This is a genomic window from Bacillus sp. SRB3LM (assembly GCF_015712745.1).
GTDB lineage: Bacteria > Bacillota > Bacilli > Bacillales > Bacillaceae_G > Bacillus_A > Bacillus_A thuringiensis_K.
Map to the genome: position 1 here is coordinate 125166 of NZ_VWVQ01000021.1, position 23242 is coordinate 148407.

A 23242-nucleotide genomic window follows, 5' to 3' on the forward strand; every position below is an offset into this window, starting at 1 on the left:
TTCCGAACTCCAAACTCCAAAAAATTAAACTAACACATTAAAAGTAGTCACAAAAGATGGACGTGAGAAAATACTCTTTTGCTGTTCCGCATGTGGATGTGCCGGAGCTTGTCCTTCTGCTTGCGTGGGACGTTTTTTATGAGCGTTTTCGAATGAACGTGATTCTGTCCAGTCTTTAAAGTTTTGCTCTGTTTCCCACATCGTTAAGATAACATATGTATCGTTACTTAATGGGCGTAGAACACGGATCGCTTGGAATCCTGGTTCGTTTTCGATAAGGCCTGCGCGGTTTTTAAAGCGGTTTTCAAATACAGGGCGACCTTCGTCTGTGACAGAAATGTTGTTACAAACGATATAGCCAGGTTGTCCTTTAAATTCACCGACAGCATCTAGTACGTCATACTTAAGTGAGCCTTCTACAGATTCTTCTGTATTTTCTTTATAAAACATATTTTTTTCATCATTTTTTGCAGTGAAATGTGCTTGTTCTAGAGGTGTTTCATATGAAATAATAGCCTTCATTTTAATGCCCCCTTAATAGTTTGTTTCTATTATATCAACTCTCTTAAAAAACTTCGAAGATAATATACATAAAGATACTTCTTTTTCAAATAATAAATGTACCATCATTTGGAAAGAAGGACGATGTATGAAGAAAGTAAAGTGGACTTTATTAGGCGGCGTCGCAACGTTCGTAGTAGCGATTGTACTCTATAAACTTATCGTGTTAGCTGGTGGCTATATGATGGATGAAAAGCAGCTCGTTTTCCACTCTTCATCACGTATCGTTGACCAGAAAGGGAAAGAAATTACGAAATTATACGTAGAAAATAGAGAGCTCGTACCGATCGAGCAAATTCCGAAGTATGTGCAACAGGCATTTGTTGCGGTGGAAGATTCTCGTTTTTATGAGCATCAAGGAATTGATTATCCCTCTATATTCCGTGCTCTTTATAAAGATACGTTAGCTGGAGAAAAGGTAGAGGGGGGTAGTACCATTACGCAGCAACTCGCTAAAAACGTCTTTTTAACTCGTGAAAAAACATTTACGCGCAAATTGAAGGAAGTCGCAATTTCTCTTCAATTAGAGCAAAAATATACGAAGCAACAAATTCTTGAAATGTATATGAACCATATTTATTTTGGTCATGGGGCTTACGGTATTCAAGCAGCAGCAAAGTTATATTTTAATAAAAATGTTGAGGATTTAACAGTAGAGGAAGGGGCAATGCTTGCAGGCCTTCCGAAGTCACCAAACGGATATTCACCGTACTATTCTGCAGAGAAGAGTAAGGAACGCCGCGATCTAGTATTGTCACTTATGCATAAACAAGGCTATTTGACTGCCGAAGATAGCGTACGTTATCAAGGAAAGACGATTGCTTTATATAAAAACTTAGACGAAAATGAGCTCGCATATATGCCGTATATTGATATGGTCATAGATGAAGCAGCTCGTTTATACGGATTGTCTCATCAAGAAGTACTTCGCGGAGGATATACGTTTGTCGTACCTATGGATGAAAAAATTCAAAAGGTAGCGTATAACCAGTTTCAAGATGCAAGGAATTTTCCTGGGAAAGAAGAAGGGGCACAAGGTGCATTTTTATTAATGGATAATCGTACGGGAGGGATTAAAGCGGCGATTGGGGGAAGAAAGTACGTCCCGAGAGGATTTAATCGTGTTTTTGCCAAAAGGCAGCCCGGATCTGTTTTAAAACCACTTATCGTTTATGCACCAGCACTAGAAACGAAAAAGTATAATCCGTATTCTTTATTAACGAATGAAAGAAATTCTTTTGAAGGGTATGAACCTCGAAATTATAATCATGAGTATTCAAAAGAAATGACGATGTATGATGCGATTTTAGAGTCGGCAAACGTACCGGCAGTTTCTTTATTAAATGAGTTAGGGGTAGAAGAAGGAAAGCAATATTTAGAAAAAGGAAATGTCCATATTGCAGATGCTGGTTTAAGTACAGCGCTTGGCGGATTGAAAAATGGCGTTTCAACATTTGATCTTGTAAAAATGTATCGTTCATTTTTAGCAAATGGAAATATTATCGAGCCGCACGTTATTGATAAAGTATTAAATAGACACGGTGCAGTCATTGGGGAATCTCCAAAAGTAGAGACGAAAATCTTCTCGAAGCAGACAGCATGGTATATGACGAAAATGTTAGAAGGAGTTGTGAAGGAGGGGACAGCGAGAGCAGGTGTATATAACGGTGCGCTAGCTGGAAAAACGGGTACAACTTCATTGCCAAATGACGATAAGGGAGCAAGAGATATGTGGTTCGTCGGCTATACACCGAACTTAGTAGGCGCTGTTTGGATTGGTTATGACCGTACGGATAAGGAACATCAGTTGCAAGGAGAAAGTGCATCTGCGACAAAATTGTTTAAGAAAATTTTAACGAAGGCTAATGTAGAACATAAAGAGAAGTTTATGAAGCCTGAAGGTGTGGAAACAATCGGTGCTCCGATTCGGCTGCGCAAAATTGAAGATGTAAAAATGAAACTATCATTTAGCCCTTTCGGTTTATTTAAAGCAAAATTAAGTTGGACGCCACTTCCAGATAACAGAATTATGTACCGAATCTATAGAGTGGAGAACGGAATTCATACGCATGTTAGCACTGTAAATGGTGCTGGAGAATATGAGGAAAAGTTCGTTAACATATTTTCAAAACCGAGCTTTTACGTTGTACCATATAATTCACAAACGAATCGCGAAGGAGAAAAGTCAAAAGTAGCTAAACCATAGTTTTTCTCTGTGTTATAATAAGAATGTTGTGAAAATAGTAAGCGTTTTTACGAATGTTTGTGTCAATTTAATGAACAACGTACATAATATTATGCATTTTGTTTTTACAAGCTGTATAGTAAAAAAAGATAAATATCGAACGTATTCGAAGCATTGGTAAGGAAGGGAGCAAGGGTCTTGGTAAGAACTATAAATGAGACATTTTTAAAAGCATGTAGGGGGGAACGTACCGATTATGTACCAGCATGGTATATGCGTCAAGCAGGTCGTTCACAGCCGGAATATAGAAAGATTAAAGAAAAGTATTCTTTATTTGAAATTACACACAATCCAGAGTTATGTGCTTACGTTACAAAATTGCCGGTTGATCAATATAACGTAGACGCAGCAATTCTTTATAAAGATATTATGTCACCACTACCTGCAATTGGTGTGGATGTAGAAATTAAATCAGGTATTGGCCCAGTTATCGATAACCCAATCCGTTCTTTACAAGACGTAGAAAAACTAGGGGAAATCAATCCAGAAGATGATGTACCGTACATACTAGATACAATTCGTTTATTAACGACAGAAATGTTAGACGTACCGTTAATCGGTTTTTCAGGAGCTCCATTTACATTAGCGAGCTATATGATTGAAGGCGGTCCATCTCGTAACTACCATAATACGAAAGCGTTCATGTATGCAGAGCCAAAAGCTTGGTTTGCTTTAATGGATAAGCTAGCAGATATGGTTATTACATATTTAAAAGCGCAAATTAACGCAGGAGCAAAAGCAGTTCAAATTTTCGATTCTTGGGTTGGAACAGTAAATGTAGCAGATTATCGCGTATTTATTAAACCAGCAATGGAGCGTATTTTTGCAGAAGTTCGTAAGATGGGTGTACCGATGATTATGCACGGCGTAGGAGCTGCACACTTAGTGAATGAGTGGCACGACTTACCGCTTGATGTAGTCGGCTTAGACTGGCGCTTACCGATTGAAGAAGCACGTGCACGCGGCGTTCTTAAGGCGGTACAAGGAAATATGGACCCTTCATTCTTACTTGCACCATGGTCTGTTATTGAAGAACATGTAAAAGGTATTTTAGATCAAGGGATGAAACAGCCGGGTTATATCTTTAACTTAGGTCACGGTGTGTTCCCAGAAGTAAATCCAGATACATTAAAACGTTTAACTACATTTATTCATGAATATTCTAAAGGGAAGTTAGCGAAGTAAAGGAGAATTGCTGTATGAAAAAGAAAATTGGTTTGCTTGTAATGGCATACGGAACGCCATATAAAGAAGAAGATATTGAACGTTACTATACACATATTCGCAGAGGAAGAAAGCCAAGTCCTGAAATGTTGGAAGATTTAACAGAGCGTTACCGTGCAATTGGTGGTATTTCTCCTTTAGCTACTATTACATTAGAGCAAGCTAAGAAGTTAGAGAAGCGCTTAAATGAAGTACAAGATGAAGTAGAGTACCATATGTATCTTGGCTTAAAACATATTGAACCGTTTATTGAAGATGCAGTGAAAGATATGCATAACGACGGAATACAAGATGCAATCGCACTTGTTCTTGCACCTCATTATTCTACGTTTAGCGTGAAATCATACGTTGGACGAGCACAAGAAGAAGCTGAGAAACTTGGAAACTTAACAATTCATGGCATTGATAGCTGGTATAAAGAGCCGAAATTCATCCAGTACTGGGTTGATGCAGTGAAAGGTATATATAACGGTATGTCAGATGCAGAGCGTGAAAAAGCAGTATTAATTGTATCTGCACATAGCTTACCAGAGAAAATTATTGCAATGGGCGATCCATATCCAGATCAATTAAATGAAACAGCGGATTATATCGCGCGCGGAGCTGAAGTAGCAAACTATGCAGTAGGCTGGCAAAGTGCAGGAAACACACCAGATCCTTGGATTGGTCCAGATGTACAAGATTTAACGAGAGAACTAAATGAAAAGCACGGTTATACTTCATTCGTATATGCACCAGTTGGATTTGTTGCGGAACATTTAGAAGTTTTATATGACAACGACTTTGAGTGTAAAGTTGTAACGGATGAAATTGGTGCGAAATATTATCGTCCAGAAATGCCAAATGCATCGGACGCATTTATTGATTGTTTAACAGATGTTGTATTAAAGAAAAAAGAATCTGTACTGTAAGAAGAAAGGGGGAGCCTGCTTGAGGAAAAAAGTTGTGATCGTCGGCGGAGGTATTACTGGATTAACAGCAATGTATAACTTACAAAAAAATATTCATGAAAAAAACTTGCCGATTGATACATTACTTATAGAAGCATCGGGTAAACTTGGCGGAAAAATTCAAACCGTTCGAAAAGATGGATTTACAATTGAGCGCGGACCGGATTCTTTCTTAGCACGAAAAGAAAGTGCAGCTAGATTAGTGAAAGAATTAGGCCTTGGCGATGAACTTGTAAATAATCAAGCCGGTCAATCATTTATCCTCGTAAACAATCGATTACATAAAATGCCGAATGGATCAATGATGGGAATTCCAACGCAAATTACGCCGTTTCTATTTTCCGGGCTGTTCTCCCCAATTGGTAAACTAAGAGCTGGTTTTGATCTATTAATGCCAAGGTCAAAGCCAGTATCTGACCAATCACTCGGACAATTCTTCAGACATCGTCTTGGAAACGAAGTGGTTGAAAACTTAATAGAACCGTTACTATCGGGTATTTATGCAGGGGATATTGATGAAATGAGCTTAATGTCAACATTCCCGCAAATGTATCAGATTGAGCAGAAACATCGCAGCATTTCACTCGGTATGCGTACGCTCGCTCCGAAAGAAGAGAAAGCTGAACCGAAAAAAGGAATCTTCCAAACAGTGAAAACAGGTTTAGAATCTATCGTTGAATCTCTTGAAGCAAAGATGCATGAAGGTACGATAATAAAGGGAACTCGCATTGAAAAAGTTGCAAAACAGGGTGATGGTTATACGATTACTCTTAGTAACGGAAAAGAAATAGAAGCAGACGCTATCGTAGTGGCAACTTCGCATAAAGTATTGCCGTCCATGTTTGCTCAATACAAGCAGTTTCGTTTCTTTCGTAATATTCCATCCACATCCGTTGCGAATGTCGCACTTGCTTTCCGAAAGTCCGCAATCCAGCGCGATATTAATGGTACAGGATTTGTCGTATCACGAAATAGCGATTACACCATTACAGCATGTACGTGGACGCATAAAAAATGGCCACATACAACGCCAGAAGGAAAAACACTCCTTCGCTGTTACGTTGGACGTGCTGGTGATGAAGCGGTTGTAGAACAAACTGAAGAAGAGCTCGTTCAGCTCGTACTAGAAGATTTAAGAAAGACGATGGATATTACAGAGGATCCAGAGTTTACAATCGTAAGCCGCTGGAAAGAAGCGATGCCTCAATATACAGTAGGCCATAACGAGCGAATGAAAAAGCTCACAACATTTATGGAGAAAGAGTTGCCTGGTATATACTTGGCAGGTAGCTCCTATGCTGGTGCTGGACTTCCAGATTGTATTAATCAAGGTGAGGAAGCTGCAAAGCGTGTATTATCTCATTTGGAGAAAGTAATAGATGCTGAATTAATCGCACAATAAACGAAACGCCTTCAATCATATTGAAGGCGTTTCGTTTATTATATAAAATACTTATTCGCCAATAAACATATATAAGTTATTTGGCTTTATAACAGCATCTCCTGCATAAATAACCCATTCTGTTAAGTTATCAAAATCTAAATGATAACTATTTCCTTCACTCATATCTTCTATGAAATATGGTTCATTAATGAGTATTCCTTGAATGAAATCTTCCGTAATGTTTTGCATTTCAAACCACATATGTTCACTTTTTCCTTCTTCGTAGGAGACACCAAACTTAGCAAGGAAACGAAAATCTTCATTTGATTGTTCAATGTGAAAAATGTTGCTGAAATACCCAAAAGTATTTTTCGCATTGTAAGCCATACGATCGGTTTCACTATTTGTTTTATAGAACATGAGCCCTGTAGCTTCCTCGTGTTCTTTGAAAAAACTTTCAATATATTCTTCTGAAGTATTAAATTTGAATAAGAGAACGGATGGAGATTGATGGTATTCATCTCGGGCATCCATTCCGCCTAAGAATGCATTTTGTGAATCTATTGGTTGTAGACTCACTTCCTCATCTTCGATTGAAGATAATTGGTCCATACTCGTTTTATGCCCTATATAAGATAATCCTTTTTCCCACGGAACAGCGACTGTATGTATAGAACCTTGCTGACTATGCGCGATAACGATAGGCTCATTCATAGGGACTTGTCCATTCTCAACGGCATTATTAGCAAATGTTTGAAAGAGATCGCTAATGCCGTAGTAGGAAGAAATGCGATTTGGAATAATTAACTCTATTTCAGTTACGCCTGCTCTTAAAAGACCATGTGTATGAAACCAATATTGCGTAGGCTCACCGTCTTTATCGTCTTCATAAACGGAATGAATAACGTATAAGTCAGGAATGTCAGGTAATAATTCATTTTCAACGTGATATTCAATATAGCTTCTAGATATCACTTTCATTGCTGCACTTGAATCGATTACAAATAACAAATCTGGGGCGAGATTCCATAAGAACTGTAACTGCTGGAAAAAGCAGTCCAGTACATCGCCTACAAATAGCGTACGAGTGAAAATTTCAGTGCCGAAAGCTGCATCTTCAAAATTACGATCTACGATTGTAGTATCTTGTCTATTGTACATTTTATATCCTTCTGGATCGTTCGGTTCATCAATATGCAGTTCATACGGTATGACTGTTTCACCCATATGTAATTCAACAATAAGGCTTGTCTCATCACTATAAACAATTTTTAAATCATCAACTTTAGTAGCGATCGTTTCTAGTCGCTGTTTTAACTGCTCAATTGTAATTCTAGTTGGTATAACGGCAATCATATCTGAAAAATGACGTTCTAATGTTCCATTCATAGCTGCGCGGTATGTTTCTGTTTGCACTTCCATCCAATCACTCCTATTCAAATGAATCCATTTTACATGCCAATTAAATGTCGATATTTTCTGTTTTCTCTCTCTAACATTATAGAGTGTATTTGTAGAAGGTGTAAAATTATTATTTTGTATTATAGTTTGAAAGCTTGTAAATTAAATAAATCTTTTGTAAAATTTGTCGAAATATAGTTCTATATAACGAATCATTTGTTATGATAGAAATGCTGAGAAAATATGAAATAGAGAGAGGAAAATGGCTGTGAAGAAATTGTTAAGTGTCTTTTTATCATTCTTGCTATTGCTTTCATTTACTGGAACTTTAGCGCAAGCAGAAGAAACTGCTTCTATGTCAGTAGAAAAAGCAATTGAAGTATTTAAGCAGCAAGGGAAAACGAAGGGGATAGTAGAAGGATATATTGTTGGATATACGCAAAGTTCTTCTAAATATACGAAGGATCCAGCTAAGTTTGATGATACAAACGTAGCAATTGCAGATTCGCCAAACGAAACGAATCCAGACAAAATCATGCCCGTTCAGTTACCGAAAGGTGATGTGAGAACGGCAGTGAATGTAAAAGATCACCCTGAAAATATCGGGAAGAAAGTTATTTTGACTGGGACTCTTGAATTATATTTTAGTAACCCAGGTCTAAAATCAGTAACAGCTTATAAGTTTCAAGGTGAAGGACAAAACCGTGTTAGCGATGTAGTAGCTTCACCGAACGGTGGAGAAGTTGCTAAAGGAACAGCGGTAACATTAACGACGAATACAGAGGGAGCAACAATCTACTATACGTTAGATGGCTCTAATCCTACTAATAAAGGTGTTCGTTATAATGGACAAATTATAGTGAATGAAAATAGTGTAGTGAAAGCAATCGCAGAAAAAGAAGGACTTACTTCTTCAGCAATTTCGACATTTTCATTTATTATCGTAAATAATGAACAGGTTCGTATTCATGACATTCAAGGAAAATCACATATGTCTCCTTACAACGGGAAGAAAGTATACAATGTGGAAGGCGTTGTCACAGCGCTTGATAAAAACGGCTTTTATATAGAAGATAATCAACCAGATAATGATCCAGCTACTTCAGAAGGTATGTACGTATATAAAAAAGATGCGAATGTAGCAGTAGGAGATCTTATTCAAGTTGATGGAGTAGTAGAAGAATATGTTGGACCAGGATATGCAGAGCGATTTGAAACAGACTTAACGACGACAGAAATTAAGGCGAGTCGCGTTGCTGTAGTCGCAAAAGATCAACCTTTACCAGCACCGATCATACTTGGAGAAAACGGTGTGAAAATCCCGGACCAGATTATTGATAATGATGCATTTGGTTTATTTGATCCAACTGAAGATGCAATCGACTTCTATGAAAGTATAGAAGGTATGCGTGTTACGATGCCAACACCAAAAATCATTACACCTCAGAAAAACGGAAATTTATATGTAACAGTAAAAAATGGTGGAGATAAAATAGTAACACAATATGGAACACCTCTATTAGATGAAAATCAATTAAACCCAGAGCGCCTTTCTGTAAAAGTACCTCGCGATTATGTAGCAAAAGTAGGAGATACTTTCACTGGAGATATAACAGGGGTAGTCGGATATGATTACGGTTCGTTCCGCATTTCGCCAATAACGGAATTACCATCTGTAGTGGATGGTGGATTTAAGCAAGTAGGCGCAAATATTCAGCCTCGTCTTGATAAGTTAACAGTTGCTACATATAACATTGAAAACTTCTCGGCGAATAAAAAAGAAACAACAGATGAAAAGGTAAAAGCGTTAGCATATTCTATTAAATACAATTTAAAAATGCCAGATATTATCGGTGTAGAGGAAATGCAAGATAATAACGGATCAATTAATGACGGTACAACAGATGCGTCATTAAGCGCAAAACGTATCATTGATGCAGTTCTAGAAATTCGCGGGCCAAAGTATGAGTATGTAGAAATCGCTCCAAACAATAATCAAGACGGAGGAGCACCAGGAGCGAATATTCGCGTCGGTTTCTTCTATAATCCATCACGCGTGAAATTAGCGACGGTACCGAAGTTACTTGATAAAAATGTCGTTCGTATTGGAGACGAAAATCCATTATTTGAAAGTACACGTAAACCGTTAGCGGTAGAATTTACGTTCCAAGGACAAAACATTGTTGTCGTTGCAAATCACTTAAACTCAAAAATAGGAGATGCAACGCCATTTGGAAAAGTGCAGCCGCTCGTATTAAAAAGTGAAGACAAACGAATTCAGTTAGCGCAAGAAGTAAATCATTTCGTACAAGGAATTCAGAAAAAGAATACGAATGCACCAGTTGTCGTGTTAGGTGATATGAACGATTTCGAATTCTCTAAACCACTAAAAACACTAGAGGGAACAATCTTAAAAGATATGTTAAACACAGTACCGAAAGAGAATCGTTACACGTACATTCACGAAGGAAATGCGCAAGTGTTAGAGCATATTTTAGTAACAAACAACATCGCACCGCACACAATTGTAGATCCAGTGCACTTAAACTCAAACATAATGAAAGAGCACGGACGTGTAAGTGACCACGACCCAGTACTTGCTCAAATTGATTTGAAGAAGGCTTCTTAAAGTGGGGAACGCTTAGGTGACTAAGCGTTCTTTTTTTTGCATCGTTATAGAATAGTATAAAGAGATGATTCCTTTTTTTGTAATCTAATGATAAAATTGATTGAATATTTAGTTTTTAACAAGGGGGACAACAATGCAGTTACAAATAAATGGAAAGGTAATGAATCAGTTTGCAATTTTTTTTAGTACGATCATCATGCTTCAGTTTGTAGCTGATATAACAGGACTTACAAGCAATCTAGATATTACGTATAACTTAATACATACAGCAGCTTCTTATATAACATTTAGTTTGGCGGTTATTTTCACTTTAATAGGTGCAAGAAGAGAATTAAGTAAATATGCAATTGTTTCATTATGTTTAGTTGTAGGTATTAAAGCGATTTATTTTGTAGCGGTCGTTATTTTATGGGGGTTGGCTGGTACACCGTAAGTGAATAGTAAATAAACCCTAATTTCCAATATAGTAAGGAAATTAGGGTTTTATTATACTTGAAACGCTTTTCTACACCGCTCTCTTTTTTGCAGTCTTCTTTTATATTTTTTTCTATCCCGCTTTACTCCTTGTATATACATAAGTAAGCTAACGAAAAGGAAGAAAGCACATTGCGTCATTAAAATATATGGTGACATGCCTTGCAATGGTTGTTTCGGATCATATAAATGAAAAGGTGCTCCGCCTATTGAAGGAAGTATTGTATTTAGCAGGACGTACGGAATGGAGGCGGCTGCAAATGGAAAGAGAATTGCCATATAGTCTTTTTGTGACCATACAGATGCAGCAAGTCCTAAAAGGGCCATTAAACCTGCAAATAAAAAATTAATTCCAATATATACAGTAATGTAAGTGAGAGGCGCATCAAAATATAGGTTTGCGAACATTCCATCAGCATTTATGATGCCTGACCCAACCGTAGGTGTTCCGTCTGGAATGGTTAATTTGCAAAATAATAACGATAAGATGAATGGAAGTGTATAAAGAAATCCTCCGCAAAAAAACGTAACGATATATTTCGCTACGGAATAAGGAAATATAGAAATCCCCTTACTCACAAACGGTTTAAAACCATCGGACTTATCCGAATTGTAACTTGTACTAAAGGGGAAACTCGCAATAACTGGCATTAATAATAAATAAACATCCATTTCATTGTCGCGAAATCCAATCCATTTTAAATCTGTTGATATAGGACCATTTGCTGCGTCTCCTAAATAACGAATTACATAATAATAGTGATAAATGCAAATAAGAACGAATCCACTAAGCATCATAATGAAAGAAATACGACTACAAAAAGCTTGCTTTATATTTAAACGAAGTGCACGCATCATGAATGAAAAAGCCTCCACTGTTTTGATAAACTTTTCTATTTTCTATATTACTATTAATTGTAAAGATTTTCTTGTTTTTTTTATTTGATTATTTAAAAAAGAGGAATTTTGTTGTTGTAAAGTAAGGTTAGCTGGAATTAATTTTTTCTAAAATATGGTTGACAATTAAGTATTACATTTGTAATCTTAATTGTAGATTACGAATGTAATACTTAGGAGTGAACCATACGATGACAAATCAATTACCTAAAATATCTGAAGCAGAATTAGAAATTATGAAAGTACTTTGGTCGAATTCTCCACAAACAGCGAATGAAATTATAGAAGAACTGGAAGATACAATGGACTGGAAACCAAAAACAATCCGCACATTAATTAATCGATTAGTACAAAAGGAAGCCGTTTCTTACCATCAAGATAAAGGGCGAATGTATGCTTATTATCCGTTAGTATCACAAGATAATTATTTGCAAGTGGAAACGAAATCTTTACTAAAGCGTTTTTGCGGTGCAGCGTTTAAACCATTACTTGTTAATTTCTTAAAAGAGGAGAAATTATCTTCAGAAGATATTAATGAATTAAAACGCATTTTAGATGAGAAGACAGAGGAGAATAAGAGGAAGGATCGATAAAAATGATAAACACGCTTATAAATGTATACCTTCCTCATTTTTTTGATTGGCTTATAGAAACGTCACTTATGGCTAGCATATTAGTTGGATTTATTTTATGTATAAAAGTTCTATTTAGAAATAAATTAACCCCCCGGTGGCAATATATGCTGTGGATCGTATTAATGATAAGACTCCTGTTACCGTGGTCGCCAGATAGCTCTTATAGCATTTACTCATTACTTTCTTATAGTTCTAGCGTATCGGAAGTTATTCCAAAAAATATGCCGGCTACTGAGAATATAGTGAACATAGAAAGCGACCGAAAAGTGGAATTGGAATCAAATTCTAAAATGGTGACAAAAACTAGCGAACCGGAAGTAAAAGTCAGTTCGGAAAAACAGACTACATTTTCTTTATACAAACTTGCTTTGTATGTGTGGCTAGCTGGGGTAATCATATTAGCAGCCATCACGTTTCTTACAAATAGACGTTTATATTCTTACATAAAGAAACAACCGGATATTACGGACGAACAGGTCACTACAGTGTTTAATCGCTGTAAGCAGTCTATGAAAATGAAGAAGGCAGTTTCATTACGTCTTGCAGGAAAGATTGCAAGTCCAACGGTTTTTAGTTTCTTTCGCCCGAAAGTATTACTATCAAAAAAACATATGAAAGTATTAAATGAACAACAATTACAATATGTCTTTTACCATGAGTTAGCTCATATTAAGAGAAACGATGTAGCTGTAAATTGGATTATGTACAGTTTAATCCTATTAAATTGGTTCAATCCAATTCTTTGGTACGCCTATTTTTGTATGCGAGAAGATCAAGAATTAGCCTGTGATGCATATGCACTTACTTTTATAGATAAAGAGGAGCAAATTGCATACGGTCATACAATTATTACCCTTTTAGAACACTATTCCTATCAAGTACCAAGCCTAGCAAATTTAAGTAGAAATAAACGAACACTAAAAAGGAGAATCATTATGATTAAAAAATTCCAAAAGAAATCGTATCGTCTTTCTTTACTTGGAGTTATTGCGATAGCAGCTATAGCAGGCGGATTTTTATTAAATGCAAGGATAACTGAGGGAGATGAAAGACAGAAGGAAAAGGTTGTAGAAAACAAGCAATATAAACCTGCATTTGAAAAAGCGATAGAAACAGTATATGGTACACCAGAGAATGCAAGTAGAGAATGGGGTATGTCGATAAAATCATATAAAAGAGATACAGATTTTTTGTATTTGGCAGAAAAGAATTTTACAAAAGAAGAATTTGAACAATATGTCCAATTATTTAAAGAGGCTAGCGAAATTCAGAAAAAAGCAATGGTTAAGAAAAATGTGCCTGAGAATTATGATGGAGATACAAAGGAATATAAACCTGAACGCTTGAAGAAAGCTGATCAAGAAAGACTAGCTACTATTCAGAAGAAATTAAAACCTTTTGATGATAAATTGCAGAAGTCTTTAACATATACTATGGAAGAAGCAAAAGAACATGTACCGTATCAAATTAAGCAGCCGACTTATATACCTGAAGGTTATGAGTTAAAGAGAGAGTGGGCTGACTCATATTTTGGAAGAGATGTAGAATTAGTTATTAAATCAGAATATACAAAAGGAAAATATGGTTTTACGATTTATCAGTCAAGGATGTATATGGATGGTAATGGTAATGGCACTAAGGATCCGCTACACTATATGATGCCTGGAGTAGAGAATCTAGAAAGTTATAGTTTAGACGGGAAAGAAATGGTATATAATAAATCTTCTCATGGAGAGGGGAAGTTAAGAGGCCTTAAAATGTTTGTACCAGCACAAGGTAAGAATAGTGATTATCAAATTGTCATAGTGAATGATATTTTTACAAGAGATACAAAGATATACGAAGAGATAATCGATGATGAGCTAACTAAGAAAGAAATGGAGAAAATATTACTTTCTATGTCAAAATAATAGACAGTGTTCTTAAACCTTTGGTTTTAAGAACACTGTCTATTTTATTAAATTTCTAGTGGGATCTAGTCAGCAATTATTTATTAATATATTCTAGCTTTCCATACAAGTATACTTTTTGATAAACTATGGACAGTATGATATAACTTGACTGGAATTTTTTATACTGGAAATAATAAAAAGAGAACTTGTATAGAATGTAAGCGTGTGGTAATATCAAAGATGTACTGATTGACTATATTATCCAATCGGTCATTTTTGGAGGTGATGATGTGGCAATAGATCGAAAACGTTCTATTATTGAGGCTGCAACAAAGTCTTTTTCAGCGTTCGGTTATAAAGCAACAACGATGGATCAAGTAGCGAAGTTAGCGAATGTAGGGAAAGGAACGATTTATACTTTTTTCAAAAATAAAGAAGAGTTATTTGGTGAAATTATTTCTAATTTAATTACAGAAATGAAGCAAGTTGCAGAAAGTGCAATTCGTTCAGATGTTTCATTTTTTGAAAATGTACATAGAGCATTATATAGCATCTTGGAATTTAGAAAAGAACATCAGCTCATGATTAAATTAATTCAAGAAGAGCGCGATATGGGAACGAAAGAAGTACAAGAAGTGATGCAACAAGTTGATGTGGAAATCGTTTCTGTTATTCAATCGTATTTAAAGATTGCGATTGAAAAAGGTGAAATTAGCAAATGTGATCCAGAAATTACAGCATTTATTATGCTTCGTCTATATGTATCGCTTATTTTTGATTGGGAAAAAAATCACGAACCGCTAGAAAAAGAAAAAATTGCAGAGTTATTTGAACTTTATTTACTAAAAGGATTGTCAAACTAAGATAATCCTTTTAATTTTATAAAAAATGACCAAATGAACAATGCGGTCATATATTTAAGTTAAGGGGGGATATAGAAAAATTATAATCATAATAAGAAAAAGTTGCATAGTAATAAATTCAGGGATAAGGCATATGTATGAACAAGTATAGCCTTTTTGTTTGGGTAAAAATGACTATATGAACATTTTGGTCATTTTATAAAAGGGGGAGAAATTATGAAAGGGAATCAGTTACTTCGGAAAGAGTTAACGGAAATTATAAAAAGTAAAAAAATATTAATTCCAATTATTGCGGTCTTATTCGTACCGATTTTATATGCAGGGATGTTTTTGTGGGCTTTTTGGGATCCGTATAAACAGTTAGATGACTTACCAGTTGCAGTAGTCAATTTAGATAAAGGCGCAGTATTTGATGGGAAACCAATTGAGGTCGGAAAAGGGCTCGTTGATAATTTAAAAGATAATAAAAGTTTTAAATGGGAGTTCGTAAGTGAAAAAGAAGCGAAGAAAGGAATGGAAGGTAGAAAGTATTACATGTTAGTGCGCATTCCAAATGACTTCTCCAGTAATGCTACAACGTTACTAAAAGACGATCCGAAGCCATTAAACTTAGAATATATTCCAAACGAAAGTTTGAACTTCTTATCTTCACAAATTGGCGGAACAGCCATTGAAAAAATTAAAGGTGAAGTAGCAAGCACGTTAACGAAAACATATGCAGAGAAAATGTTTGATTCCATTCAAGACGTCTCAAAAGGATTAGCAGATGGAGCGGAAGGTGCAAATAAACTACACGACGGATCAAGTGAGCTGCATGATGGTTCAAGTAAAGTGACAGATGGCCTTCATACACTGCAAGGGAAGTCTGGGGAGATGAAGGATGGGGTTGGAAAACTATTTGATGGATCAGGGAAAGTGACAGCAGGTTTAAATACGTTAAATAGCAAAAACGGTGAAATGCAAATAGGTATCGGGAAATTAGTGGATGGATCAGGAAAAGTAACAGATGGTTTACATGCACTAAATAGTAATACAGGTATCGGAAAATTAGTAGATGGCTCCGGAAAAGTAACAGACGGTTTACATGCACTAAATAGCAATGCAGGTATTGGGAAATTAGTAGACGGATCGGGCAAAGTAACAGACGGTTTAAATACGTTAAATAGTAAAACGGGTGAGTTGCGTGATGGATCTGAGAAAGTGACCGGTGGCTTGAACAAATTAATAAGTAAATCCGGTGAATTAAAAACAGGAACAACGGACCTATCAAATGGTATGGGAAAACTTGTTGAAGGGCAAAGCCAATTAGAGGAAGGTTCTCAAGCGATCCAAAAGGGATTGCAAGAGTTAAATAGTAACGTACAAAAGTCTGCTGCAGGCTTAGAGGAAATGCAGTCGAAAGTTCCTTCTATATTGAATACAGTAAATGAAAAAATAGATGGAGCTGGGGAGAATGTAAATCAGTTAAATGAACTTACACAATCAACAGCAGGAGATGCTAAAACTGCAGCGCAAGATGTAGCGAATTTACAAAAGCAAATTGAAAGTTTACCAAAAGAATATCAAGAGCAGTTACAGCCATTCGTAACAAGTGCTGTAAAAAGTACAGCGACAGTTCAGCAAAAAGCTGCCGGAGTAGCAGGTGGAACAAATAAATTAAATGAAGAAGTGAAACAATTAAAAGGTGAAATACATCAAACAACAAATGGGTTGCAAAAAAACTTACCAAATCCAGCAGGGATAAAAACTCTAGCAGGTGGTATTGAGAAACTAACGAGCGCACAAAATGAATTTGTTAGTAAGTTTCATGGATTTGGTGAGGGATTAGATAATGCAAAAATAGGTGCCGATAAATTAAAAGATGGATCAGTTCAATTAATTGATGGAGTAACGCAATTACAAAGTGGCTCTGGAAAAGTGACAGCAGGATTAGGTCAATTATCTGCAGGAGTAAATCAATTAGCAGATGGGTCTGGTCAAGTAACAGGCGGTTTAGGGACATTATCTGTAGGTGTAACGAAATTAGCAGATGGCTCAAGCCAAGTAACAGGTGGTTTAGGAACATTATCTGTAGGAGCAAACCAAATGGCAGGTGGAGTAAATCAATTAGCAGATGGCTCCGGTCAAGTAACAACAGGCTTAGGTGCATTATCAACTGGCTCAACCCAGCTAATCGACGGCGTAAATAAACTAGCAGACGGATCAGGAAAAGTAACTGATGGACTAGTGAAAGTAAATGATGGTTCAGGTGAACTTGCAGAGAAACTTGGCGAAGGGGCAGAGAAAACTGGGGAAGTAAAAGGAACGGAGAAAACGTATGATATGTTTGCAAGCCCTGTAAAAGTGAAAACGGAGAAAATGGCGGAAGTTCCAAACTACGGGACTGGATTTACGCCGTATTTCTTATCACTTGGTTTATTTGTTGGGGCATTATTATTATCAATCGTATATCCATTACGTGATACAGTCGGTGTTTCAAAATCAGGGTTTAGCTGGTTTATTAGTAAGTTCGGTGTTTTACTATCAGTCGGTATTATTCAAGCGGTAGTAGCAGATATTATATTGCTATTTGGATTAGGTGTAGAAGTACAAAGTATTCCGTATTTCATACTCTTTAGCATCGTTACAAGTTTAGCGTTTATCGCATTAATTCAATGTTTAGTAACAGCGTTTGGTGATGCAGGGCGTTTCATCGCCATCATCACATTAATTATGCAGCTTACAACGAGTGCTGGAACATTCCCATTAGAATTGATTCCGAAGTTTTTACAGCCATTCAATGCTTGGTTGCCGATGACATACTCTGTATCAGGATTGAAAGCAGTCGTATCGAGTGGAGACTTTGACTTCATGTGGCAAAACATAGGAATGCTCATGATCTTTATCGTTGTATTATCACTTGGAACAATCGCTTCCTTAACTTTGATGCACAAACGAAAATTTAAAAATGTGGTTGGAAATCAATCGGTTGAAGCGTAGATAAAAGCACCTTTTTGGTGCTTTTTTATTTTAATAGAGGGCATCTTTTCCTTAGTTCATCTATAAGTCCTTCTAAAAGCTATAGAAACGAAAGAAAAGGAATTACAACAATTTACAGAGAAACATAGGGTAGAGGAGTTGATATGATGAAAGGCAATCTTACTTATTATTTTATCGTAAATCCGCTAATAATCTTTCTTGTTTATGCCCTTTCACCTATATTGTTTGATAAAGAAGTATATACAAGTATGAAAGATGCATTTGGAATACTTACGTTCTACTATGTGTTAATGGGTGGATATTACTTTATTGATATTTTAAGTGAAAAGATAAAGAAAAAAAGTGATGGAGGATAAAAAATGACTGAAAGTGAAATGAAATTCCGTGATACGACCATTCGTAACTTTTTCGATAAAGAGGATCGTTTAAAATCGATTCCAGGTCAAAAGAAGAAGAAACTAGTATTGTTAGAGCATTTAATTAGCAAGTTAGATGCTGGAAATCAATATACAGAAAAAGAAATTAATACATTTATAAAACAATATCATGATGATTTTTGTACAATTAGACGTGAATTTATTGTACACAGGTTTATGGATAGAGAGGATAATATGTACCGTATAAACGGGAGAGAAGTTTGGACGAAGTGGGAGGAGTTAAAATAATGAATTAGCGAGGGGATCCCCGCTGATTATAAGCCCGTGCTAGTCTTGCTGTTTCTTTGTAGTAAGTCTATGAACGCTTCAACATTCGAACTTGTAATGTACCCAAGCGTTATATATTCATCTTCATAGTAAAATATTATTTTTTTGTCAAAGATTCTTCTTTTCGTTTCTATGGATAGAATTTTTTCATAATCAAATTCGGCAATGAATGTGTTTTTATATTGGCTAAAAAAGAGAAGTCTTTGATTAGTAGCAAGTAACATGCCAGGATACGGGACTTTATGCGTAATCATATAGCCAGTAAGTGAACATTTTAAAGTAGATAAAATCTTTTCTTCTTTATGTAATAGTTGTTTTGCAGCTGTTAAGATTGGATTCATTGCATACATTCCTTTTATTTTGATGTATGAATATTGTATCAAGAGTAAAAAGATTCTCAATATGCAATATTGCATATTGGACGTTTTATAGTTTTAATATTATTTTTTAAAAGAAAAAGTACGAGGTGATTCAATGATACGATTAGCAAAAGAGGCTGATGCAGAAGCAATAATGAACATTAGAAAAGAAATTATATTATCGGAAAATACTACAAAGTTTTTCATAGTATCCCCGAAGAAGTTACCGAATGATATGAATGCAGAAAGAGAAAAGATACGGAAAAGCAATGAGAAAGGAAATCTTTATATCGTGTATGAAGTAGATGGGAAGGTAGTTGGCTTTTTAATTTTCAACCGATATGAACTAGAACGGTTACAACACGCAGGCACAATGGGAATGGGGATTAAAGAGGCGTATTGTAATCAAGGCATCGGCACGAAATTAATTGAATTTCTTATTAGTTGGGCTAAAAGGCAGAAAGGTTTAGAAAAAATTTGTTTAGGTGTAGTTTCTGTTAATGATCGGGCAATTAAAGTGTACAAACGTATGGGTTTTGTAGAAGAAGGAAGACAAAGAAAGCAAATAAAGTATGAAGATGGATCATATGGAGATGACGTATTGATGGGGTTTTATATTGAATAAAGGATATATGGTATTAAGAAAAGGAATGTACCTAACGTAAATTTCTAAAAGCAGTATATTGCTCCTGCATTAACAGACTTTTTCCTATGTATAATATTAATATAGTAAAATCATAACAACCGATATTGCAGTTTCCAATAATATACTATATAATCAATTTAAGAAAACGTTTTCATGCAAAGGGGGAGAATTTCGTGTCGACTATAGAGGACGTGGCGAAATTAGCGGGGTTATCAAGGACAACGGTTTCTAGGGTGATTAATAATCATCCATATGTTTCAGATGAGAAGAAAAAAAGGGTTCAATTAGCAATGAAGCATTTAGGCTTCGTTCCTAATTCTGCGGCGAGAAGGCTTCGTAAACAAAAAACGGAAACAATTGCGGTGCTAGTTCCAAGGATTACAAATCCTTTCTTCAGTAGATTTATTGAAGCAATCGAGATTGCTGCTTCTGAACATAAATATAAACTGATTATTTGTCAAACAAGATATTTACCGGAAAAAGAGATGGAGTATTTACAATTATTATCTACGAAACAAGTAGATGGGATTATTCTATGTTCACTAGAAAATCCGTGGGAAGATGTAGAGCCATACTTACAGCACGGTCCAATCGTGTTGTGTAATGAATATATTGAGGAAGCAAATATTCCAACAGTGAAGTTTGATCATGCGCAAGGAGCATACATAGCTGCGAAGCATGTGTTAGATCAAGGATATCGTAATCTTATTTTTTGCCGTGGTAACGAAACCAAAGTCGTTAGCCAGCAGCGAAAAATGGGCTTTTTACGTGCAATAACTGAGAAGAGCCGCCAAGTAGAAGCGATTGATTTTCTTGAAAACGCTTTCTCTTGGGAAGATGGAAAACGAATATTCCATGAAGTATTAAAGGACAAAAAAAATCCTACCGCGATTTTGGCAGGAGGCGATGAGGTAGCAGCTGGAATTATCTCAGAGGCGAAACGCCATAACTGGAGCATTCCAGATGATCTTGCTGTTATCGGTTTTGATAATCAAATATTATCGCAGATTACAGAACCAGGTATTACGACAATTGAACAGCCAATTGATGAAATGGCCCGAAAAGTTGTCGACCTAATGATGGATAAAATCCATACGAAAAATTATCGAAAAAAAGAATTGTATGAGTTTGAACTGGAGCTCTTGGTGAAAGGTTCAACGATGAAGGATAAGATGTTATTAGCCTAGTAGACTATGTCTGCTAGGTTTTTTTATGTTCACAAACTACTATTCTTCGTGAACGCAATCGTCACATTTGTTATGGTATGCTTCGTGCTGCTCATCAATTTCTTTCCCGCAGTGTGCGCAAGTTTTCGTCGGTAAATTTCTGAAAAACTCCATTGGTTGATCGATCATGTCAATCCCTCCATTTCCATTTCTTACTATCATTGTATTAGTACAAAAAATAAAAGTCAACAACTGTTTTATAACAAAATTGAAAATTAATGAAAAAGTTTAGGAAATGGATTATAGTTAACAATGTAGGATGTAAGTAAAACATGCATTTCTACTGGGTTTTAGAAAGGATGGATACATATGAAAATGACTGTTGTCGGCTTTTGGGGCGGCTTTCCAGAAGCGGGAGAAGCAACGTCGGGGTATTTGTTTGAACACGATGGTTTTCGTTTACTTGTAGACTGTGGTAGTGGTGTACTAGCACAGCTTCAAAAATATATAACACCATCTCATATAGATGCAGTTGTACTGTCACACTATCATCATGATCATGTTGCGGATATCGGGGTATTGCAATATGCGAGATTAATTATGAGCGGGGCGAAGGGGCAACTACCGGAATTACCAATATACGGCCATACCTTTGACGAGAATGGATTCCATTCTTTAACGCATGAACCACATACGAAAGGAATCGCGTACAATCCAGAAGAAACACTTCAAGTTGGACCGTTCTCGATTTCATTCTTAAAAACTGTTCATCCTGTTACATGCTTTGCGATGCGTATTACAGCTGGAGATGATGCTGTAGTATACAGCGCTGATTCAAGTTATATTCCTGAATTCATTCCATTCACGAAAGATGCTGATCTTTTCATTTGTGAGTGTAATATGTATGCACATCAAGAGGCTGCAAAAGCAGGGCATATGAATAGTACAGAAGTAGCAAGTATTGCGAAAGATGCAAATGTAAAAGAACTTTTATTAACGCACTTACCGCATACAGGCAACCCAGCTGATTTAGTAACAGAAGCAAAACAAATTTTCAGTGGCCATATTACGCTAGCGCATAGTGGCTACGTATGGAACTCATGAGGTGATACGATGTTATTTATTGATAATAAAGGAATTACAGACCCTAGAATAAACTTAGCAATTGAAGAATATTGTGTGAAGAATTTAGATATTAACGAAACATATTTACTGTTTTACATTAATGAGCCTTCGATAATCATTGGTAAAAACCAAAACACAGTAGAAGAAATTAATGCAGATTACGTAAAAGAAAAAGGTATTCATGTCGTTCGTCGTCTATCAGGTGGAGGCGCAGTATATCATGATTTAGGAAACTTAAACTTCAGTTTTATTACGAAAGATGATGGAGACAGTTTCAGCAACTTCAAAAAATTCACAGAGCCTGTAACGAAAGCGCTTAGTAAATTAGGTGTAAATGCAGAACTAAGTGGTCGTAACGACATTTTAGCTGAAGGTAGAAAAATTTCAGGTAACGCGCAGTTCTCAACGAAAGGTCGTATGTTCAGTCACGGTACGTTACTATTTGACTCTGAAATCGATCACGTCGTATCAGCATTAAAAGTAAAAATGGATAAGATTCAATCAAAAGGTATTAAATCAATCCGTAGCCGCGTTGCGAACATTACAGAGTTCCTAAACGAAGAAATGACGACAGAAGAGTTTAGACAACTTCTTCTAGAAACAATTTTCGAAGGAGAAACAGAAATCCCAACGTATGAATTAACAGAAGAGGATTGGAAAGAGATCCACAAACTTTCTGAAGAACGCTACCAAAATTGGGATTGGAACTACGGAAAATCACCGAAGTTCAACTTACAACATTCACACCGCTTCCCAGTTGGACAAGTTGACGTTCGTCTTGAGGTGAAAAAAGGAACAGTAACAGAATGCAAAATTTACGGTGACTTCTTCGGTTCACTAGATGTGCATGATATCGAAGAGCGTCTAACAGGCGTTCAATTCGATAAAGATGCATTCACTGTAGCTTTAGAAGGCGTAGATATCGCACGCTACTTCGGTAACATTACAACAGAAGATTTCTTACATTTATTCTTCTAAAAATGAGGGAGGCTGCCATAATGGGTAGCCTCTTTCTTTTTGTGTAGATTGTCAGATTTTGTCGGTAAGTCGATATAACTGGAAAATCGATGATATAAATGGAGTTGCGCTGATATATTTGAAAAATCGC

At 36.2% G+C, this 23242-nt stretch carries 21 protein-coding genes; 16 read left to right on the forward strand and 5 right to left on the reverse strand.

The window, feature by feature from the left end:
• Positions 1-24 precede the first annotated feature (24 nt).
• Positions 25-522, reverse strand: coding sequence for a heme-degrading monooxygenase HmoB (hmoB, locus tag F3I02_RS13900; RefSeq protein WP_000644056.1), 498 nt, complete (start codon positions 520-522; stop codon positions 25-27).
• A 127-nt stretch (positions 523-649) separates the two neighbouring features.
• On the opposite strand from hmoB, the gene F3I02_RS13905 reads away from it, so the two are divergent.
• The 4 genes from F3I02_RS13905 to hemY all read left to right on the forward strand — a co-directional run bounded on the left by F3I02_RS13905 (position 650) and on the right by hemY (position 6382).
• Positions 650-2767, forward strand: coding sequence for a transglycosylase domain-containing protein (locus F3I02_RS13905; protein WP_000756299.1), 2118 nt, complete (start codon positions 650-652; stop codon positions 2765-2767).
• 177 nt (positions 2768-2944) lie between these two features.
• The gene (gene hemE / locus F3I02_RS13910) at positions 2945-3991 is read left to right on the forward strand and encodes a uroporphyrinogen decarboxylase (protein ID WP_000252606.1); all 1047 of its coding nucleotides are present in this window, start codon (positions 2945-2947) and stop codon (positions 3989-3991) included.
• A 14-nt stretch (positions 3992-4005) separates the two neighbouring features.
• Positions 4006-4941: a ferrochelatase gene (gene hemH / locus F3I02_RS13915; protein ID WP_000726775.1), complete on the forward strand. Its 936-nt coding sequence runs from the start codon at positions 4006-4008 to the stop codon at positions 4939-4941.
• 19 nt (positions 4942-4960) lie between these two features.
• A complete protein-coding gene (gene hemY / locus F3I02_RS13920) occupies positions 4961-6382 on the forward strand; it encodes a protoporphyrinogen oxidase (RefSeq protein WP_061883868.1) in 1422 nt (473 codons plus the stop codon).
• Between the two features lie 51 nt (positions 6383-6433).
• Here the strand turns inward: hemY and F3I02_RS13925 are convergent, their stop codons facing one another.
• Positions 6434-7786, reverse strand: coding sequence for a DUF4026 domain-containing protein (locus F3I02_RS13925; RefSeq protein ID WP_000453723.1), 1353 nt, complete (start codon positions 7784-7786; stop codon positions 6434-6436).
• A gap of 241 nt (positions 7787-8027) precedes the next feature.
• Between F3I02_RS13925 and F3I02_RS13930 the strand changes: the two genes are divergently transcribed.
• Both F3I02_RS13930 and F3I02_RS13935 read left to right on the forward strand, forming a co-directional pair.
• A complete protein-coding gene (locus F3I02_RS13930; RefSeq protein ID WP_196478080.1) occupies positions 8028-10394 on the forward strand; it encodes a DUF6359 domain-containing protein in 2367 nt (788 codons plus the stop codon).
• Positions 10395-10527: 133 nt separating this feature from the next.
• Entirely contained in the window at positions 10528-10827 is a 300-nt protein-coding gene (locus F3I02_RS13935; protein ID WP_001176844.1) for a hypothetical protein, read from the forward strand.
• 53 nt (positions 10828-10880) lie between these two features.
• Here F3I02_RS13935 and F3I02_RS13940 read toward each other — a convergent pair whose 3' ends face one another.
• Positions 10881-11726 carry a hypothetical protein gene (locus F3I02_RS13940; protein WP_000984166.1) on the reverse strand — a complete coding sequence of 282 codons (846 nt, stop codon included), beginning with the start codon at positions 11724-11726 and terminating at the stop codon, positions 10881-10883.
• Positions 11727-11956: 230 nt separating this feature from the next.
• Here F3I02_RS13940 and F3I02_RS13945 point away from each other — a divergent pair, with 230 nt between their 5' ends.
• The 6 genes from F3I02_RS13945 (at position 11957) to F3I02_RS13970 (ending at position 18799) form a co-directional block, all read left to right on the forward strand.
• Positions 11957-12358: a BlaI/MecI/CopY family transcriptional regulator gene (locus F3I02_RS13945; RefSeq protein ID WP_000184507.1), complete on the forward strand. Its 402-nt coding sequence runs from the start codon at positions 11957-11959 to the stop codon at positions 12356-12358.
• A gap of 2 nt (positions 12359-12360) precedes the next feature.
• Positions 12361-14310, forward strand: a complete 1950-nt coding sequence (locus F3I02_RS13950) for a M56 family metallopeptidase (protein WP_000611130.1) — start codon at positions 12361-12363, stop codon at positions 14308-14310.
• Between the two features lie 272 nt (positions 14311-14582).
• Positions 14583-15155 (forward strand): TetR/AcrR family transcriptional regulator, encoded by a 573-nt coding sequence (locus tag F3I02_RS13955; protein WP_000963381.1) that lies wholly within the window; start codon positions 14583-14585, stop codon positions 15153-15155.
• A gap of 216 nt (positions 15156-15371) precedes the next feature.
• Complete coding sequence (locus tag F3I02_RS13960; RefSeq protein WP_196478081.1) at positions 15372-18134, forward strand: YhgE/Pip family protein; 2763 nt, start codon at positions 15372-15374, stop codon at positions 18132-18134.
• A 143-nt stretch (positions 18135-18277) separates the two neighbouring features.
• Positions 18278-18490 carry a hypothetical protein gene (locus F3I02_RS13965; RefSeq protein ID WP_001986098.1) on the forward strand — a complete coding sequence of 71 codons (213 nt, stop codon included), beginning with the start codon at positions 18278-18280 and terminating at the stop codon, positions 18488-18490.
• 3 nt (positions 18491-18493) lie between these two features.
• Positions 18494-18799 carry a DUF2087 domain-containing protein gene (locus F3I02_RS13970; RefSeq protein ID WP_000140286.1) on the forward strand — a complete coding sequence of 102 codons (306 nt, stop codon included), beginning with the start codon at positions 18494-18496 and terminating at the stop codon, positions 18797-18799.
• A 26-nt stretch (positions 18800-18825) separates the two neighbouring features.
• Here F3I02_RS13970 and F3I02_RS13975 read toward each other — a convergent pair whose 3' ends face one another.
• Complete coding sequence (locus tag F3I02_RS13975; protein WP_001068220.1) at positions 18826-19179, reverse strand: PH domain-containing protein; 354 nt, start codon at positions 19177-19179, stop codon at positions 18826-18828.
• A 133-nt stretch (positions 19180-19312) separates the two neighbouring features.
• On the opposite strand from F3I02_RS13975, the gene F3I02_RS13980 reads away from it, so the two are divergent.
• Positions 19313-19822, forward strand: a complete 510-nt coding sequence (locus tag F3I02_RS13980) for a GNAT family N-acetyltransferase (protein ID WP_097855559.1) — start codon at positions 19313-19315, stop codon at positions 19820-19822.
• A gap of 194 nt (positions 19823-20016) precedes the next feature.
• On the forward strand, positions 20017-21030 hold the full coding sequence (locus F3I02_RS13985) for a LacI family DNA-binding transcriptional regulator (protein ID WP_000103715.1): 1014 nt from the start codon (positions 20017-20019) through the stop codon (positions 21028-21030).
• Positions 21031-21069: 39 nt separating this feature from the next.
• Here F3I02_RS13985 and yhfH read toward each other — a convergent pair whose 3' ends face one another.
• Positions 21070-21198, reverse strand: coding sequence for a protein YhfH (yhfH, locus tag F3I02_RS13990; protein WP_000567010.1), 129 nt, complete (start codon positions 21196-21198; stop codon positions 21070-21072).
• A gap of 180 nt (positions 21199-21378) precedes the next feature.
• On the opposite strand from yhfH, the gene F3I02_RS13995 reads away from it, so the two are divergent.
• Together F3I02_RS13995 and lplA are read left to right on the forward strand one after the other, a co-directional pair.
• Positions 21379-22113, forward strand: a complete 735-nt coding sequence (locus tag F3I02_RS13995) for an MBL fold metallo-hydrolase (protein WP_000784679.1) — start codon at positions 21379-21381, stop codon at positions 22111-22113.
• Positions 22114-22122: 9 nt separating this feature from the next.
• A complete protein-coding gene (gene lplA / locus F3I02_RS14000; protein WP_000897281.1) occupies positions 22123-23112 on the forward strand; it encodes a lipoate--protein ligase in 990 nt (329 codons plus the stop codon).
• The last annotated feature ends 130 nt before the right edge of the window (positions 23113-23242 follow it).

What these genes read in the sequence shown, in the direction of transcription:
- F3I02_RS13925 (WP_000453723.1), bottom strand. Translation starts at nt 7,786, where the DNA reads ATGGAAGTGCAAACAGAAACATACCGCGCAGCTATGAATGGAACATTA.
- F3I02_RS13960 (WP_196478081.1), top strand. Translation starts at nt 15,372, where the DNA reads ATGAAAGGGAATCAGTTACTTCGGAAAGAGTTAACGGAAATTATAAAA.
- F3I02_RS13940 (WP_000984166.1), bottom strand. Translation starts at nt 11,726, where the DNA reads ATGATGCGTGCACTTCGTTTAAATATAAAGCAAGCTTTTTGTAGTCGT.
- F3I02_RS13970 (WP_000140286.1), top strand. Translation starts at nt 18,494, where the DNA reads ATGACTGAAAGTGAAATGAAATTCCGTGATACGACCATTCGTAACTTT.
- yhfH (WP_000567010.1), bottom strand. Translation starts at nt 21,198, where the DNA reads ATGATCGATCAACCAATGGAGTTTTTCAGAAATTTACCGACGAAAACT.
- F3I02_RS13995 (WP_000784679.1), top strand. Translation starts at nt 21,379, where the DNA reads ATGAAAATGACTGTTGTCGGCTTTTGGGGCGGCTTTCCAGAAGCGGGA.
- F3I02_RS13950 (WP_000611130.1), top strand. Translation starts at nt 12,361, where the DNA reads ATGATAAACACGCTTATAAATGTATACCTTCCTCATTTTTTTGATTGG.
- hmoB (WP_000644056.1), bottom strand. Translation starts at nt 522, where the DNA reads ATGAAGGCTATTATTTCATATGAAACACCTCTAGAACAAGCACATTTC.
- F3I02_RS13945 (WP_000184507.1), top strand. Translation starts at nt 11,957, where the DNA reads ATGACAAATCAATTACCTAAAATATCTGAAGCAGAATTAGAAATTATG.
- F3I02_RS13980 (WP_097855559.1), top strand. Translation starts at nt 19,313, where the DNA reads ATGATACGATTAGCAAAAGAGGCTGATGCAGAAGCAATAATGAACATT.
- F3I02_RS13935 (WP_001176844.1), top strand. Translation starts at nt 10,528, where the DNA reads ATGCAGTTACAAATAAATGGAAAGGTAATGAATCAGTTTGCAATTTTT.
- F3I02_RS13975 (WP_001068220.1), bottom strand. Translation starts at nt 19,179, where the DNA reads ATGAATCCAATCTTAACAGCTGCAAAACAACTATTACATAAAGAAGAA.
- F3I02_RS13905 (WP_000756299.1), top strand. Translation starts at nt 650, where the DNA reads ATGAAGAAAGTAAAGTGGACTTTATTAGGCGGCGTCGCAACGTTCGTA.
- hemH (WP_000726775.1), top strand. Translation starts at nt 4,006, where the DNA reads ATGAAAAAGAAAATTGGTTTGCTTGTAATGGCATACGGAACGCCATAT.
- F3I02_RS13965 (WP_001986098.1), top strand. Translation starts at nt 18,278, where the DNA reads ATGATGAAAGGCAATCTTACTTATTATTTTATCGTAAATCCGCTAATA.
- F3I02_RS13930 (WP_196478080.1), top strand. Translation starts at nt 8,028, where the DNA reads ATGGCTGTGAAGAAATTGTTAAGTGTCTTTTTATCATTCTTGCTATTG.
- lplA (WP_000897281.1), top strand. Translation starts at nt 22,123, where the DNA reads ATGTTATTTATTGATAATAAAGGAATTACAGACCCTAGAATAAACTTA.